Source organism: Paenibacillus sp. FSL H8-0280 (assembly GCF_045040665.1).
In the GTDB taxonomy this organism is placed as follows: domain Bacteria; phylum Bacillota; class Bacilli; order Paenibacillales; family Paenibacillaceae; genus Paenibacillus; species Paenibacillus xylanexedens_A.
Genome location: NZ_CP150296.1, coordinates 3,053,609 through 3,070,977, shown reverse-complemented (window position 1 = coordinate 3,070,977; position 17,369 = coordinate 3,053,609). Strand labels below are relative to the sequence as shown.

Annotated in this window: 12 protein-coding genes; 3 read left to right on the top strand and 9 right to left on the bottom strand. The window is 44.6% G+C overall.

Features of this window, described 5'->3' with window-relative positions; all coding sequences use genetic code 11:
- Positions 1-3: 3 nt before the first annotated feature.
- The 4 genes from MHI12_RS13685 to MHI12_RS13670 form a co-directional block, all read right to left on the bottom strand.
- A complete protein-coding gene (locus tag MHI12_RS13685) occupies positions 4-1,752 on the bottom strand; it encodes a sensor histidine kinase (RefSeq protein WP_405172677.1) in 1,749 nt (582 codons plus the stop codon).
- A 95-nt stretch (positions 1,753-1,847) separates the two neighbouring features.
- Positions 1,848-2,738 (bottom strand): carbohydrate ABC transporter permease, encoded by an 891-nt coding sequence (locus MHI12_RS13680; RefSeq protein ID WP_062834211.1) that lies wholly within the window; start codon positions 2,736-2,738, stop codon positions 1,848-1,850.
- 15 nt (positions 2,739-2,753) lie between these two features.
- Positions 2,754-3,659 (bottom strand): ABC transporter permease, encoded by a 906-nt coding sequence (locus MHI12_RS13675; RefSeq protein ID WP_405172676.1) that lies wholly within the window; start codon positions 3,657-3,659, stop codon positions 2,754-2,756.
- Between the two features lie 148 nt (positions 3,660-3,807).
- Positions 3,808-7,548 (bottom strand): alpha-L-arabinofuranosidase C-terminal domain-containing protein, encoded by a 3,741-nt coding sequence (locus MHI12_RS13670; protein WP_405172675.1) that lies wholly within the window; start codon positions 7,546-7,548, stop codon positions 3,808-3,810.
- Positions 7,549-7,940: 392 nt separating this feature from the next.
- On the opposite strand from MHI12_RS13670, the gene MHI12_RS13665 reads away from it, so the two are divergent.
- Positions 7,941-10,358, top strand: a complete 2,418-nt coding sequence (locus MHI12_RS13665) for a family 43 glycosylhydrolase (RefSeq protein ID WP_405172674.1) — start codon at positions 7,941-7,943, stop codon at positions 10,356-10,358.
- Between the two features lie 140 nt (positions 10,359-10,498).
- Here the strand turns inward: MHI12_RS13665 and MHI12_RS13660 are convergent, their stop codons facing one another.
- A complete protein-coding gene (locus MHI12_RS13660) occupies positions 10,499-11,053 on the bottom strand; it encodes a helix-turn-helix domain-containing protein (RefSeq protein WP_405172673.1) in 555 nt (184 codons plus the stop codon).
- Positions 11,054-11,182: 129 nt separating this feature from the next.
- On the opposite strand from MHI12_RS13660, the gene MHI12_RS13655 reads away from it, so the two are divergent.
- The gene (locus tag MHI12_RS13655; protein ID WP_405172672.1) at positions 11,183-11,764 is read left to right on the top strand and encodes a LysE family transporter; all 582 of its coding nucleotides are present in this window, start codon (positions 11,183-11,185) and stop codon (positions 11,762-11,764) included.
- Between the two features lie 53 nt (positions 11,765-11,817).
- Here the strand turns inward: MHI12_RS13655 and MHI12_RS13650 are convergent, their stop codons facing one another.
- On the bottom strand, positions 11,818-12,795 hold the full coding sequence (locus tag MHI12_RS13650; RefSeq protein WP_405172671.1) for an MBL fold metallo-hydrolase: 978 nt from the start codon (positions 12,793-12,795) through the stop codon (positions 11,818-11,820).
- Between the two features lie 235 nt (positions 12,796-13,030).
- Here MHI12_RS13650 and MHI12_RS13645 point away from each other — a divergent pair, with 235 nt between their 5' ends.
- Positions 13,031-14,008: an alpha/beta fold hydrolase gene (locus tag MHI12_RS13645; RefSeq protein WP_405172670.1), complete on the top strand. Its 978-nt coding sequence runs from the start codon at positions 13,031-13,033 to the stop codon at positions 14,006-14,008.
- A gap of 87 nt (positions 14,009-14,095) precedes the next feature.
- Here the strand turns inward: MHI12_RS13645 and MHI12_RS13640 are convergent, their stop codons facing one another.
- The 3 genes from MHI12_RS13640 to MHI12_RS13630 all read right to left on the bottom strand — a co-directional run bounded on the left by MHI12_RS13640 (position 14,096) and on the right by MHI12_RS13630 (position 17,192).
- The gene (locus MHI12_RS13640) at positions 14,096-14,743 is read right to left on the bottom strand and encodes a hypothetical protein (protein WP_405172669.1); all 648 of its coding nucleotides are present in this window, start codon (positions 14,741-14,743) and stop codon (positions 14,096-14,098) included.
- A gap of 311 nt (positions 14,744-15,054) precedes the next feature.
- Positions 15,055-16,536, bottom strand: coding sequence for a DHA2 family efflux MFS transporter permease subunit (locus MHI12_RS13635; protein WP_405172993.1), 1,482 nt, complete (start codon positions 16,534-16,536; stop codon positions 15,055-15,057).
- Between the two features lie 68 nt (positions 16,537-16,604).
- Positions 16,605-17,192: a TetR/AcrR family transcriptional regulator gene (locus MHI12_RS13630; RefSeq protein WP_076249458.1), complete on the bottom strand. Its 588-nt coding sequence runs from the start codon at positions 17,190-17,192 to the stop codon at positions 16,605-16,607.
- Positions 17,193-17,369 lie beyond the last annotated feature (177 nt).

Genomic DNA, 17,369 nt, shown 5'->3' with positions numbered 1-17,369 from the left:
ACGCTACTCCCCCTTCCATGGAATCTTCACTATAATGCACAACCCACCGAGCTCACTTCGCTGCGCTGTAAGACCATAGGCAGCCCCGAATTTGATTCTTAATCGCTGATTCACATTCAAGAGCCCGGTTATCTCTTCGTTTCCATGTTTCCGCTCTATTTCCTCAAAGGCAGATTGCAGGTAATTCAATGTTTCGTCGGTTAACTGATCCCCATTATCCTCAATGCGAATGGACAGATTGTCCTGATCCTGTTGGTACGAAAGTTGTAGAATTCCTCCCTGGCTACGTTTGGCTAGTGCATGCTCAAACACATTTTCCACGATCGGCTGGATAATAACTCTGGGAATCGAAATCATTTTGTACCTCGCATCCAGATCTTCCAATTCCAATTGAATTCTTGAACCAAATCGGATTTTCTGAATGGATGCATAGACCAGCGCATGGTCAATCTCAGCCCCCAACGATACCTCCGTATGAGAATCCCGAGACATGTACCTGAAATATTGACCCAGATAGTCGGTGAATTCCTGAATAAGCTCCACATTTTCCACTTCAGCCATCTGCTTGATGCTGAACAGACTGTTATATAAAAAGTGAGGTTGAATCTGGGATTGTAGATGTTTGAGCTCCGCTTCACTTGTTCGAATCCGTGCAACATAATTCTCATCGATCAAAATATGTAAGCGCTCTATCATATGGTTGAATCGAGAGTACAAATAGCCGAATTCATCTCTTCTGGATGAAGGAATATGTACGCTTGTCTGGCCCTGCTCTGCCATCCTGAATCCTCGAATGAGTACCGCTAACGGTTGGTGAATCGATCTGTAGATCGAAAACGAGAAGACAATAATAATCACAACCGACATGAAGGTCACCATCCATAACCATACGTTGTATTGTTCCAGTGGTGCGCTCAACACATCCTGCGGAATAGTGGCTGTCAGCGTGAACGAGTGATCCTTATCATGTAATGAATAATAGAGATATGGATCAGATTGAAACTTCGTAACTTGCATGGACTCGGACGGTTCAGGCGAAACAGTTCGAAGCGGTTTAACAGGTGCTGGCTGGTCGGAAGAAGAGATCACTACATGTTGCTGTTCACCAAAAATCAGTGTAATCTCACTTTCGCCCGTTTCCGATAGCTGCTGCAAACGATGTTTCAGTTCTTCAGCAGACAAGCGTATCCCTAATATGAAATTGGGTGGTTCCTCATGGTTCATGTTATATGGATTACTTTTCAGGAAATAGAGATCGTTATTGGAATGTGATAATTCGCCATTCAGATTCCCCATCGTGGCGAGCAGATTCTGCCACTCGTTATCCTCTACGTCTCGAATCCCGTCCGCGGCACTGACCCGTTTATGTAGAGCAGGAACATAGTACACCACATCACTGATGTAGGGACTTGTCACCATGATCTGACCCAGCTTATTGTGGATATTGTTCAGACTGGACGTGACTTCATACCTGCTCATAATCGCGGCTCGTGTACTTAGAGTGGACATGGTTTCATCAAATGAAAATTCGGTAACCAGCGCACTCATTCGCTCCAATTCGAATTGCAGATGATTATGGTAGAAGTACAATTTGGATTCATGCGCCTTCTCTACCTCCGTCTGCATTTGTTTGGAGCTGACTTGCGTAATCATAATGCTTATCCCATACAAGGGCAGAATGACCAGTACAAAAGCAATCATCAGTTTGACAACAATGGATGACTCTCTCCATCTCCCCCGGATGAATCGCAATGTTTCCCTCCTCCTCTCCTCACGCTCTCTCCTCAATAGCAAAAAAGGAGCCAGAAATCGGCTCCTTCCATCGATCGGTTTTCCTCCTATCGATCTTATCCCTTTACACTTCCGACGACAAGACCATGAACGAAATACCGCTGCAGGAACGGATACACAAGCAGGATCGGAATAACGGACAAAAAGATCTGGGAAGCTTGGGTTGTTCTATCCGATACCTGACTTAAAAGCGTCGCATCCTCCAGCGTCATCATCTCACTCTGAATCATCGTCACCTGCTGCAACATGGACTGAAGATAGGTAGCAAGCGGATAACCTTCCGGACTCTTCATATAGATCATGCCATCAAACCAGGCGTTCCAGTGTCCCACCATGGCGAACAGCGTAATGGTCGCGATACTTGGCAGAGAGATCGGAAGATAAATGCTCCATAGTGTGCGGAAATGTCCTGCCCCATCCATCCAGGAAGCTTCTTCAAGTTCCTTCGGTAATCCCCGGAAGAAATTAAGCATTAAAAGCACATTGAAGATCGGAACAGCGCCTGGCAGAATCAAAGCCCAGATAGAATCCAGCAGCCCTGCTTCCTTAACCACTAGGTAACCCGGGATTAATCCTCCACTGAATAACATGGTGAATACAAAGATCCAGGCATAGAACGTTCTTGAACGGAACTTGGCAGCCTCTTTGGAGAGCGGATAAGCTACGAGAATGGTGAAGATTAGATTGGTCGTAACCCCCAGAACTACACGAAGAAGGCTCGTGCCGAATGAGTTCAGAAATTGCTGATTTTCCAGAATGTATTGATAGGAGGACAATGTGAAATCCACTGGCCAGAATGTGACACTGCCTGCTTTGACCGCATCACTCGAACTAAATGAAATCGCTAATATATTCACAATCGGGAACAGACATAACAAGGCAAGAATCGTCAGGATGACGTAGTTAAACCCTAGGAACCACCGATAGGCTCTTGAAGCGTGGTGCATGATTCTGCCTCCTTTCTAGAATATCCGATAATTCGCAAACCGATAGGCCAAGAAATAACCAAGTCCGATAAAAATGAAGGAAACGACAGATTTGATCAGACCCAACGCTGTCGATACAGAATATTGTGCATCCTGCAATCCGATCCGGTAGATCATCGTATCCAGAATATCTCCTGATTCATATACCAATGGATTATAGAGGTTGAACACTTGATCAAAGCCGCCGTTGAGTACATTTCCCAGACTAAGAGTTACCATCAAAATTACGATCGGCCGAATACCTGGCAGTGTGATATGCCATGTCTGTTTCCATCTTCCCGCACCATCCATAACAGAGGCCTCATACAGAGATTTATCAATATTCGTGAGGGCAGCCAGATAGATAATGGTCCCAAATCCAAATTCTTTCCATTGGTCTGTGATAACAAGTATGTAAGGGAACCACTCGTTACTGGCCAGGAATTGAATTGGGTCAACCCCTACGGCTTTCAGCAACATATTAACGATACCAGTGCTTGGAGATAACACATCCACGATGATTCCCGCCAGAATAACCCAGGAGAAAAAGTGAGGCATATAGATCACGGTCTGAATCGTTCGTTTAAATCCTGTCTTGCGAACCTCGTTGAGCAATAAGGCTACAAGTACCGGAATCACCAAACCGGAAACAATTTTCATCGTTGATATAAATACCGTATTCCATACAACCTGCGAGAACCCTGGCAGATCGAACAGATACCTGAAATTGTCTAGGCCCACCCAATTCATGTTTTTGAATCCGGCAATGGGAGAGAAATTCTGAAAGGCAATAGACAGCCCCGCCATCGGAATGTAACCGAATACAATAATAATGAGCAGTCCAGGCAGAATCATGAGATGAAGCGGAACGTTTCGGATAAATTGTTTGTAGTTGGAACGCATATGCTGACTCCTCCTTCAACATTTATTATAGGAGCAGCCAGATCACCGCAATAGTGTGGGCTATTTACTTTGGGTATCTTTTGTTGACTCTCTCCCCTGGAACGCCAAAAAACCGCGATATCCGCGGTCTCTTGTTCACGCTATAGATTTAAATCAGAATATCCATAACTAATACATTCACTGAATGAGCAGCTAAATTAACCACCACCGATGTATCGGAAAGTGTGATCTCCTGTTCTTGGGGAACCACTTTCTCATCATTCTTCTGATTCACATTTGGAATATGCACCAAATGATCTTCTCCAGTAAGTGTGATCAGTCTGGCTGAAGCATCAACCTTCAGATCCTGAAGACAAATCCGGGTTGATTTATCCACACCATCTGCATTCACCAGTTTCACATACACATGCCGTGCGTCTTTCGTAACAGAGTGGAATACTTCCCGGTTGTAAGCTTCCAGCTTGTAATCCAGAATTTTGCTGGTATTACGTCCGTCTGTATAGGAACAAATCAGATTTTTTCCTGTATCCCCACCATAGTTAACCGTGATTGTATAATCGGTCCCATTCTCCAGTGGTTCATAGTTGGCCGCTCTCAGGTTACCTGCTGCCGAACTGGATGAATAATCTCCCAAGGTGTAACCTTCGATCCCTTGTTTGTACACCTTCACTCCCGTGGCATTTCCCCCGTAGCTGATTGCGTACTCAATGACATCCTTGTTCTCGGGCGAGATATCCGTCAGTCCCACACCGATGTAAAAACCATCCTCACCCGAGATTCGTTCAGCCTCAACGCTCACTTTGTAGTTGGTCCATTCGTCATTCAGCAGGTACAATCCGTTCAATCCACTTGTTTGTGCGCTCAAGATGAGCCCTTTCCCTGCAATTAACGTGTATCCTTCCGATCCAGGAATCTGTCTCCATGCCTCACTAGGCTCTGTACGTTCCCTGAAATCTTCATCAAACATCAAACTGCCATCCTCATTGGACGTCACAGTGACTCGTTTCACTACGATGTCTGCATGACCTGTTGCAATTTCGATACCGCCACGAGGAATAAGATTCAGCGGTTTGCCTTTGCTATAGGTGGAGAATGAAGTCTCAAGCACCTGATCTCCTACATGTTTTGCAAAAAGCTGCTGTACATAATAATTCGGTGTATACCACACGGTTTCATCATCAAACCAGATGCAGTCCGGCGTCCAGCGGTAGGTACCGTCCGTCAGTACTTTGTTGAACAATGGCGCATAGGCAGCCAAACGAACAACGTCCGCATTATTTTCAAATCCAGTCATGATCGCAGCTTCCGCAACCGCCCCGGCCAGCGTATTTTTGTCCGTGGAAGCATATTCTCCCACAAATACTTTGGATGTTTCTTTCCAATTAATACTTCCGTCTTCATGATAAGCCCGGTCATAATAGTTGTACCGATCCGCGTTGTTCAGCAGATATTCATTGGATCGATAGTAGTGCTCATCCGCAATGGTATCCATGTAATTGTCCTGATTCTCATACCAGGTTACGGTCTCCTCGATCACCTCTGTGCCATCTGCAAAAGCAACCTGAGCTGATCCGGTGAGGTTCCCGCTGAGGAATTTCCATCCTTCCTGGTACGCATCATCATCCGCCTGAGCACCAACCGTCGAGATAATGTGCAGTTCATGATCAGGATAGTTCTGCTTCATGTAGTCATCTATCGAACGTTTGAATACTTCGAAGTTGGCAAAAAATTCAGTGCCCCAGTTCTCATTTCCTACGCCGAGATAACGAAGATCAAACGGTTCAGGATGTCCCATCTGGCTTCGTACCGCCGCCCATTCATTGTGTTCAAAGTCTGTACTGAGCGCAAAGTCGATCAGGTCTGTAAAGTTCCGGATATAATACTCCCTTAAAGCGCCACCCGCAGGGTGAGCGTAATCCGAGCGTGCCTGACATAACACACCGCAAGCCATGACTGGAACCGGAGCGGCATTCAGATCTTCCGCCAGTTGGAAGTACTCCATATAGCCAAGCCCCATCGTCATCATGTAACCCCAGACATTATAATTCTCTTTGCGGAGCTCAACCGGACCCACAGAATCCTTCCAGTCATATACGTTATCCCAGATGAAAGATCCCTCCGAGATACATCCTCCCGGAAAACGCAGGAACTTCGGATGCAGATCTGCGAGTGCTTGGATTAGATCTTTTCTCAATCGATAGTTCGGATTACCTGTATAGTTGGCATGTGCTGTAGCCGATATTCCTTCTTCTGCCGGATCAGCTCCCCATACATTCTGAGGGACTAAGGACACCATATCGATGGAGATGTCACCTGCAAACGTAAGTGCAAGTTGACCAAGTACAGTCTCCGTTCCGGTCAGAGGCAAACCGTATTTCTTCCATGTGTTCCCGCCTTCAACATGTAGCGTTACCGAATCACTGATGGAAGTGTCACTTCCATCCTGTAATTGAATAGTGATCGTTCCTGCCAATTCTGCTTTTGCCCATACGGTAAAGTCATATGATTCCCCCTGCTTGATGGACATGGCACAATGCTGGTTGGAGTCTGAGAATCCACGATTTCGAATCGTTGCCCCATCCTGAACCGTGACATAATAAGCATTTACTTCAGGGTCTTCCACATTAAAGTGAACGTTTAGTCCATCCGTATGCTGCACGAGCATTTTCTCCGTATCGCCTGACCAGGCAAACAAAGGTTCACGATTTCGACCTGTCGAACAACCACATTCTCCAGAGTCATGCGAGTACGTATCAAATGCAAAAGATTCAAATGATCGATTCTGAACAAGCTCTGCATAGATTCCGCCATCTGCCGCGTTGTTAATATCCTCGTAAAAAAGCCCATACATGACTTCACTGATGTCTACCACCTTCTGATCTCCATGGATGGTGACCGTATAAGGCGGAATATCGGCCGGCACAACAGACACGTCAAAGCTTTGGCTCAGCTTACGATCACCTCTGTTCAGAAGCGCACGGAGCGTAACCTCTTGTGCTGATGTGATTGCCTGAACCTCTCCGTTCTCAGACAGAACTTCTGGAGCACTGGAGCTCCATTCAACAGACACTTTACCACCCAGCAAGTCTGCAGGTAATGATACATTCTTGGTGATGATTCGGTTGGGGAAGGACAAGTACTTGTCCGCCGCAAGCTTCACAATCGCTTCATCTGTCAGTGACTCACACATCACTTCAATAACTTCATCCATGGTGAGCGCTGACCCATAGATCCGAAAGTCGGATAACGAACCTGCAAAATCCACATCCGCTGCATACTGGGAACGTCCAATATAATTCTGGCTATAATTCTCAGGATCGGTGAAAGAATCAAACCATTCGCGCAGTTTGGCATAATTGCCACTGGATGTCTGACTGATCGAGCCGTCTGCGGCCTTCTCCCCATTCACATATACAATCGGACCCGCACTGCTCAACGTTCCCCCTTGGCTGCCTGCTACGGAGAGTGCGATATGCAACCATTCTCCGCTTGCAACTCCTCGACTTGGGTGTACAACCAGATTATCGCCGGCATATAACGTTCCCAGGAGCTGACGTGTCAGAAACAAATACGGCCCCTTCTCCCCTTTGCCAAAGTCAAAAATGCGTTCCCACACATTAGACCCCTTGCCCAGAAACACCCAAGTGGCAATCGTGATTCCCGTGTTATCGCTTACATCACGAAGCAGATTCGAGGGTAATTGCAGATAAGAAGTTCCATTGGCTCCCCCGTTGAAAGTCACCGCCGTTCTGCCTTTCAACTCGGATATCACAGGTGGGATCTCGCCTTTGGCTATACCATCATGTCCCTTACCGGAGCTGTCCTTCCCGATCTGAACGTTATCTTCAAACGTGTATTGTGCAATTAATTGATTTTGATATGTGCTCATGTTTTTACCTCCTATGTAGTTTGGAATTGTCGTTACAGAATACTCGCCTTTAATTCGTATAAATATAAAATGATTGATAAATAGTTAAACACCTAATCTAAACGTAATAATATCCCATCACATAACCTAATTTCAATCCTAAATTTGAGAATAATACCTGTTTTGTTTGAATGTAATGAGCCTTATCAGCTCTTCCCGGCTCTCTTCATTTATTCATTTTAGTCTTATAAACATTACATTTATGGTTTACAAACATATAAATCAATTGATAATATAACAAATGAAAGCGCTTGATATAATGAAATACTCAAAGGAGGTCTGCCGAACCTTTTATCGTGTGTTGCCAAGTATCGGTTGATTTTTCATTCCGGGAAATAGGAAAGGGGAAACGTATGAAACGTTATTGGGTTCGCGTACTTAACATTTCTGTACTAAGCACCACTTTACTTACTGCAACAACTTTGGCACCGGTCTCGGTGTTCGCAAATGGTTCAGGGGAAACCGTGGGTAACTCGCAGAGTTCCACCACACCTATCGCTAATCCTGCTCCAACATTTAAAAATGTTTCCGTTCATGACCCTTCTGTCATTAAGGTGGATGATACGTTTTATATTTTTGGTTCACACCTGCAAGTAGCTAAGTCCAAAGACTTTTTGAACTGGGATCTGGTTGCCTCCGGCGTTACAGATAACAATCCTGTTGTCCCCAATGTAACCAAGGAATTCGCTGAAGCATTGGAGTGGGCGCAGACGGATACGTTATGGGCAGCAGATGTCATTCAATTGGCGGATGGCAAATTTTATATGTACTACAATGCTTGTAAAGGGGACTCTCCGCGATCAGCGCTCGGCATTGCTGTCGCAGACAATATCGAAGGGCCTTATAAGGATCAAGGCATTCTGTTGAAATCCGGCATGTGGGATCAGATCAGTGAGGATGGTACCATTTACGATGCAACGATTCATCCCAATGTGGTTGATCCGGATGTCTTTTATGATAAAAACGGCAAGTTATGGATGGTGTATGGCTCGTATTCCGGAGGGATTTTCATTCTGGAGATGGATGCAACGACAGGTAAACCGCTGCCAAATCAAGGTTATGGCAAAAAGCTGACCGGAGGCAATCATAGTCGTATTGAAGCCCCTTATATGCTCTACAGTCCCGAAACCGATTATTATTATCTGTACCTGTCTTACGGTGGACTAGGTGCTGATGGAGGATACAACATTCGTGTTGCTCGCTCCCAAACACCGGATGGACCTTTCCTCGATGCGGAAGGAAACGATATGATCAACGTTAAAGCGGACAAGGATAAACCGTTGTTTGATGATCGTTCTATTGAGCCTTTTGGAGTCAAATTGATGGGTAACTTTCTGTTCGAGAGACAGATCGGTGATCCGGGCACAGGCCTAGGTAGCGGCTATGTATCGCCAGGGCATAACTCTGCTTATGTTGATCCGGAGACTGGCAAACAATTTCTCATCTTCCATACTCGCTTTCCGGGGCGTGGCGAAGAACATGAAGTTCGCGTACACGAGATGCATATGAATGCAGATGGTTGGCCCGTTGTTTCTCCCTATCGCTATGCGGCTTTGGGAGAGGATACCACGCAACTGACAACTCAGGATATCGCTGGTCAGTACCAATGGGTGAATCATGGTAAGGACATCACGGCGGACATCAAGCCATCCCAGACCGTTCAGTTCACGGCAGATGGACAGATTCATGGTGCCGTGACAGGAACATGGAGTCTTGGCGCAGACAACAAGGTTCAGATCACTTCGAATAACGTTGTGTACAAAGGCGTTTTCACACATGAATGGAACTCGGAATCTCAAAGTACGGTTCTGACCTTTAGCGCCCTCTCCTCCTCCGGGATTGCCATCTGGGGAAGTCAAGGTGTTGAACGAAGTGATCAGGACATTGTAGATGCGGTGAAAAAGGATCTGAGCATTAGCAATACGGATCATGTGTTCTTCAATCTGTCTCTGCCTACCCAGGGAACAAATGATGCAGACATTACCTGGAAAAGCTCCAATGCTTCGGCTCTATCCGCTACAGGTGTAGTACAGCGACCACGCGCTGGTAAGGGCGATGCCAAAGTGAAATTAACCGCAACGATTCGTAAAGGAACTGCACTAAGCTCCAAAACGTTTAACGTTATCATTCCACAGCAAGCGGTAAGCCCTTTGCTCGGGGAGTATACTTTTGAGCACAAAAAACTTGGCAAAGTAGCACAGGATTCCAGCAAAAACGGATATCACGGACAAGCTTTTAACGTGGTCAGTTCTGCTGCTAGTGGCAAAAATCAGGCTGCTATATTCAATGGGACAGACAGTTATATTCAGTTACCTGGACTCGTTACAGATACAACGGATTTCACATTTAGTGCTTGGGTCAATTGGGACGGCGGCGAGTCCTGGCAACGTATTTTCGACTTTGGAAATGGGTTGACGAGACATATGTTCCTTACTCCCTCCCAACATAATGGGGCATTACAATTCACCATTCATAATGAGGGACGGGATCAGAGCCTGATTGCAGCAAAATCACTGCCTTCCAAAGAGTGGGTTCATGTCGCTGTGACCCTTCAGGGTGATGTAGGCACTCTGTATGTGAATGGTACATCGGTTGCAAGTAGCTCTGAGATTACTTTTAACCCGAAAGATCTGCAGGTAACGGAAGCTTATGTAGGCAAGAGTCGTTATACGGCTGATCCGTTCTACAAAGGCAGTCTGGATAACGTAAGAGTGTATGATAAAGCATTAACAGCCAAGGAAATCCAGCGTCAGGCCAAAGAAAAGTCATAAGTTAGAGTCCCCCATATCTAGAGGTTAGGCTCCATAGTGCACACATCAATAAAGCAGCCAATGTTTTGGACTAAGCTCTTTGTTAGACACGACTAACAAGGGAGTTGCAGTTCATTACATCAGGCTGCTTTATTGTCACTTCACTTCGAATAATGAATAACCATGCTTAACTTGATAGCCGAAGCTCCGGGATTAATATAGGCATGGGGCTTGTCTGCTCGGAAACGGATCGACTCCCCTTGGTTCACTGTATATTCTTCCGTCCCTACCCGAATCGTAACTTCCCCTTCAAAAACAGTAATAAATTCTTCCGTACCTTCGATGTGCGGTTCAGCACTTAAAGAAGAATCCACATCCATCTCCATCATGTACATTTCAAAGCGGCGTCCTTCTTCAAAAGGAAAATGCGGATATATTCGAACCCTGCCCTCATCTTCCATCAATACTTGAATATCATCCCCCGTTACAACGGTAGTATCTGACTTCGGCTCGTGAATCAAAGCAGTGAAGGAGGTTTTCAGACCATTAGCAATCTTCCATACGGTTGCAATGGATGGATTGGATTCACCACGTTCAATCTGACCAAGCATGGTCTTGCTAATACCAGACATTTCGGCGACCTTGTCCAGACTAAGTTTTCTTTGTTCCCTAAGCTGTTTGAGGTTCTGAGCAAGAATACTATTAATGTTTTTCAAAGTTCATCCTCCTCATTTTATAATTATGTTGTGCTATATAACGCACATGTTGTACAATAATAAAGACCGTACGCTATAACGTACATTCCAGGTCATTATATCACACAACTATGAAAACGTGGAGGAACCATGAACATTATACCTTTAGTGACCTATGCAATCATCGCTTCATTTACACCCGGACCCAACAATATCATTTCCATGACGCATGCCAGAAATCAGGGGTTCCGCAAGACCCTTCCGTTTATTAGTGGAGTTGCAGCCGGCTGCCTGCTAATTATGTTTCTGTCCAGTTATTTCAACCTTATTCTTCATCAATATATTCCCAGGATCGCACCCGTATTGAACGTGTTAGGATGTGTGTATATGCTCTATCTGGCGCTCAAAATTATGCGAAGTAAACCTGCAGATGTGCAAGAAAACAAGGTCAATCATTATTCATTTCTATTTGGGTTCACTCTGCAATTCATTAATCCCAAAGTCATTCTGTATGGGCTTACTGCCATTTCCGTTTTTGTTCTGCCTCTTGGGCAGTCCCATGTACAATTAATTGTATTTTCCTTGCTGCTCACCTTCATCGGTATTAGTGCCAATATGACCTGGGCGTTCGGTGGCATGTTATTCCAGAGCTTTTTATTAAAATACGAGCGTCCTGTTAATATCGTAATGGGTATGTTGTTAATTTACAGTGCACTATCGATCCTGATGTAAAATGTAATAGAAAAAGCGTCCACTCATTCAATGAGCTGAACGCTTTTATTTTTTTATCCTAATTCCGGTCTCCACCATGGATGTGTAGGATAATGCTCCGTATGAAGCACAACCTTCTCGCCGATTTTAGGAGTTGCAATCTTAACGTTCAAAGCATGTGCAGCCTTCGTAATCCGTTCAACGGGTTCATTCCAAGCATGGTAGGCCAGTGTAAATGCGGCCCAATGAATCGGGATGAGCAACTTACCCCCTACATCCAAGTTTGCTTGCACCGTCTCTTCCGGCATCATGTGAATGTTGGACCAACGCTCGTCATATTGCCCACATTCCATCAAGGTGAGGTCAAATGGACCGTATTTACTGCCAATTTCCTTGAAATGAGGACCGTATCCGCTGTCACCACTAAAGAATACTTTCGTATGTTGTCCAGCGATAACCCACGAACACCATAAGGTAGAATTACGGTCGAATAATCCCCTGCCCGAAAAATGTCTTGCTGGCGTGCAAGCCAATGTTAGACCTTTGAACGATAACTCATCCCACCAGTTATGCTCGGTAATCTGTTCCGAAGGCACATCCAGTTGAATTAGCCGTCGACGAACCCCAAGCGGCACGATAAATCGCTTTGTTTTATCCTTCAATCTGCGGATGGAGTCATAATCCAGATGGTCATAATGGTCATGCGATATAATGATTGCATCCAGAGCCGGGAAATCCTCCGGTTGAATTGGTAAGTTGGTACTGTAACGTTTGGTACCCACCCAAGATACGGGGGATGGACGATTGCCCAGCATCGGATCAAAGAGCAACCGGTGCCCTTCAATTTCGAGCAAAAAAGCTGAATGTCCGAACCATGTAACTTGTGGATTATCCGACGCACTGAATGATTCAGCAGGTTCACATATCTCCATAGGCATCGTGCCAGTTGGCCTCCGCTCTACATTTCCACGCATGGAATCTCTCAATATACTGATCAGGGACTTGAAGTTCATGCCTGCCGATGTCGGGAGCTGATTTTCGTATTTTGTCATTATACATACCTTCTGTTCTATATAATCAATCTATGGTTCAACTTTTGGATAATATCAACTTATATCGTAGCTATATATTAATTCATTGGCCGTTGATATACAATTTTCACTAGAACACGCCCATCCCCCATGATCGGAAATAAATTCAATTAAGATAGAATTAAGACTCTGTTTTCTCTCCTATAAGATTGGGCATATATGATAGAGAAAATACATGGAGAGTATGTGAGAGAACATGAAGAAATGGCGTAAAAGATTAGTTAAGTTTTTGATATTTGACCTCGCGGTAATTCTGTTGCTTCTGGGTACAGGCGTGATCTACCAACAAGTGGGTTTAAGGCAGGATGCCAAAATACTCGTACCCCCTGGAAAACTCTACAACGTACATGGTAACAATATGCATCTATATACTGGTGGAGAAGGCGATGTAACAGTCGTGCTCGCCTCCGGCTGGGGTACCGCTAATCCCTATGTAGATTATTATCCATTATATGAAAAGCTTGCTCCCAACACAAAATTCGCTGTATATGACCGATTTGGCTATGGATATAGCGATCAGACCGATAAGAAACGTGATGTCGATACCGTAGCTGAAGAATTACACGAGTTGTTGCAGGTATCTGGACAGAAGCCACCTTATGTATTAGTTGGACATTCGCTCGGCTCGCTGGAAACCATCCGTTTCGCACAAAAATACCCGGATCTCGTCAAGGGTATCGTCATGATTGATGGTGGAAGCCCCGAATATTATTCGAATGACGATGACTCTTTGGCAGACACAATTGGTGGTTTTGCGAATAAATTCCGTATCCAAACCGGACTATTCCGCCTCTCCATGCAATCTGACATGGTTGTCGAAACTTCCAATGCCAATCGTAATGAACTGAAACTTGTACCCGATGATCTGAAAAAATTGGATACAACAGCGCTGTTGCACAACTATGGTAATGTGAACACGTTGGATGAATTACGTGAAATAGCTGCCAATGCCAAAGTCGTCGTAGATCACAAGCAAACCTTACCGTTTCCACTCACCATACTGACGGCTGATTACCTTGGTGCAAGTGAACCCGAATGGGATAAATCACAATTAGAATTCAAATCTTGGTCAGATGATTCTAAACAGGTAACCATTAAAGATACCGATCATTACATCCATCAATATCGCCCTGACCTTGTTGCGGAAGAGATATTGGCCCTGGTGAAAAAGTGACCTACACCCTGCTAAAGTAAGGCTATGTTATATCATAAAAGAAACCCCAAAGATTCTCTAATATCTTTGGGGTTTTAAGTATGTGATTTACTGTGCTATCGCCAACCTTGGCCGTTGGGACCTGAAATCGCTGAAAGCTTGTTCGATCTCTAATGAAGTCAACTGGTGACGATAAAAGTACTGTTCCATCGCCTCCATTTCGATTCGATCGCCATTGTAGATGTTATCAATTCTTCGAATGACCTGGTTATATAAGTTCTCACGTCTGGAGTTTACAGGCTCACACAACCAAAAGTTCGTTCTTTTCACATCACCTGTCTTGGTCCAGAGCAAATTCTCATATCGGATGACATCCCAGTCCCAATATCCAGCATGAATCTGCTGAAGTTCCGTCGTGAACATATCGTATATCAAGTTGGGAGGAATGTGTCCATAGGTTACACGGTACTCTTTCAGTTTGAATGCTTCAATCCACTCTGTCAGGGTGTACTCCCCTGGTGAATACGCATACAATTTAGGTGCATAAGAATTACTCTCCAATGCCCTAAGTGCCTCAATTTCTATCTCCCCATCCAATCTTGCACGTGAAGCATATACCTTGAGACAATAATCTTGCAATCTATATACAACCGAGCTATTACTAATAAGCGAAGTCTGTAGAGTGAGATGGCCGTTTTTTTCGTAGTGCAACAGCATCTTTTCAATGTTATTGCCAATGGGATTGATGATGATCATAATGATGTCTCCTTGAGTAAAAATAAAATATAAACCGTTTTCGAATTGGTTAAAAATTGTACTATTACATTCTATATTACCCTTTTATATTAGTATGAACATATACAATTTTGCCGGAACATGAAGTATTTGCTCTGAAATTCATTCATTGAACCGCCGTATTCCGGCTATATTTTTAGTCTAAAGGCTGTAACCCGTTTCACGTCAACACCAAAAAAGATAGAATAAATACACAAAAAAGCGATGCGTCCTTAAAGTTAAGGGACACATCGCTCTTATACAATATCAAATTATTATTGTTAGTTAATGGATTAATGCATAGGACCTTGTTGTCCTGGCGTTGATCCTACTTTGACCCGTTTCACAAAGAGTGAAGTAATCAGTCCGATAATCGACAGAACTAATGCGAATACAAACGCATTCTGTACACCTGACGTGAAACCTGCCAGTTGATTTTCTGGACTTTCCGGGTTCGCTACTCCGCTCAAAAAGCGGGATTGTCCTGCGCTCAGTATACTTACCGCAACAGCCGTACCGATCGCCCCGGATACCTGTTGCAACGTATTCATGATGGCAGTACCGTGAGGATAATACTCACGTGGCAATTGGTTCAGACCATTCGTCTGTGCAGGCATCATAATCATCGAGATTCCGACCATCATGAACACATGCAGCGTAATGATTTTGGCCAGTGTTGTTGTAGGTGTGATTCCAGTGTACATGAAGAGTACAATCGTTACGATAGCCAGACCAATAATCACAAGCCACTTCGGACCGAACTTATCAAACAGTCGACCCATAACCGGAGACAGTAAACCATTCAGCAAACTGCCCGGCAATAGAACCAGTCCGGCAGTTAACGCTGTAACGGCCATGCCTTGTTGCAGATACATTGGCAGGATCAGCATGGATGACAGCATCATCATCATACAGATGAATATCAGGATCAAGCCAATCGTAAACATCGGATATTTGAACGCTCGCAAATCCATCATTGGCTGTTTCATTCTCAACTGACGGATACTGAATAACAGCAAGGACAACACACCAATAACGAGAGTGGCAACAACGACCGGACTCGTCCAGCCTCCACCAGTTTCTCCATGTCCCCCTGCACTACTGAAGCCGTATACGATACCACCAAAACCAAGGGTAGAAAGGATAATGGACAGTACGTCAATTTTGGGCTTGGTCAATTTCGAAATATTTGGCAAGAACAACAAGCCGCATACCAGTGAGATAATGAAGAACGGCAAGGAGATCCAGAAGATCCAATGCCAGCTCAGATTAGCCAGAATCAGACCGGAGATACTCGGACCACTTGCTGGTGCAAACATAATAACCAAACCAATCAATCCCATGGCAGCACCACGTTTTTCAATCGGGAAAATAACCAATATGGTGTTAAACATCAGTGGCAACAATAGCGCTGTACCTATCGCCTGCAGTACCCGTGCCACCAACAGAATTTCGAAGCTAGGTGCAAGTGCAGCAACAAATGTTCCTGCAATCGAGAAAATCAAAGATGTTGTAAACAACTGTCTAGTGGTAAACCACTGCAACAGCATACCGGATACCGGTACCAGGATTCCCAACACAAGCAAGTAACCTGTAGTTAACCATTGAATCGTTGTAGGACCTACTTCCAGTAGAGCCATAAGTGGCGTCAATGCCACGTTTAATGCCGTTTCTCCAAACAGACCAATAAAGCCGCTCAGTAGCATCGCGAACAAAATCGGAAATACCTTGTATTGCTTTGTTTCTTGTTGATTCTGTGCAGAATCAGCCTTCATGGAAACCTCCACGATCCCATCCTCCTCAAACGTATCGAACTTTCTTTTTCTCTGTCTCTTGGTATAAATTATTGAATCTGTTTGGCGTTCTTCGTCACAACCGACAAATACTCAGCAGCCGTCAGCAGAGGCTGTTTATCCTGATTCGTCAGGCTGATAATCAGTGCTCCCTCCATCAAAGAAATGATCAGAAGTGCCGTCTCCCGCGCCTTCTCTTCACCAACGCCATCCAGAATCAGTTGTTTCTTAATGACATCCTGCCAATCTGCAAATACACCCTGACATGCAATACGCAACTGCTGACTAATACACGATGTCTCCACAGCTGCCCAGAAGCTGAATGGCAGAAATCCGGTAAACCCGGCTGCTTCTGTTTCATGAGCCAAATCATGAATAAATCTCTGAATGGCATCCCCCGTATTGTCGTGGGCTGCAAATGTTTTCTCAAATGTCTGCAAGATTTGTTCATTGGCTTTTTGAATACACTCGTGCGCGAGCTCTTCCTTGCCTTGCGGGAAATAATGATACAACGACCCTTTCGGCGTACTACTCTCTTTGATGATCTGATTCAGACCGGTCGCATGATATCCTTGTGAAAAAAACAGTCTCGCTGCTGTGCTGACAATAGACTCTCTAGCATTAGACTTTTCACTCAACGAAAGCCACTTCCTTCAAATAATTATAACAATCGGTCTATATAATTAAACTCGTTCAGATAAGGACTGTCAATCATTTTTATTTCAAATTTTAATGTAAACGCTAACAGTTCAGGAGTGAGAAAATGAACCGAGCGACGGCTCATGGTCAGATCATGATAACAGCCGCTAATTTGG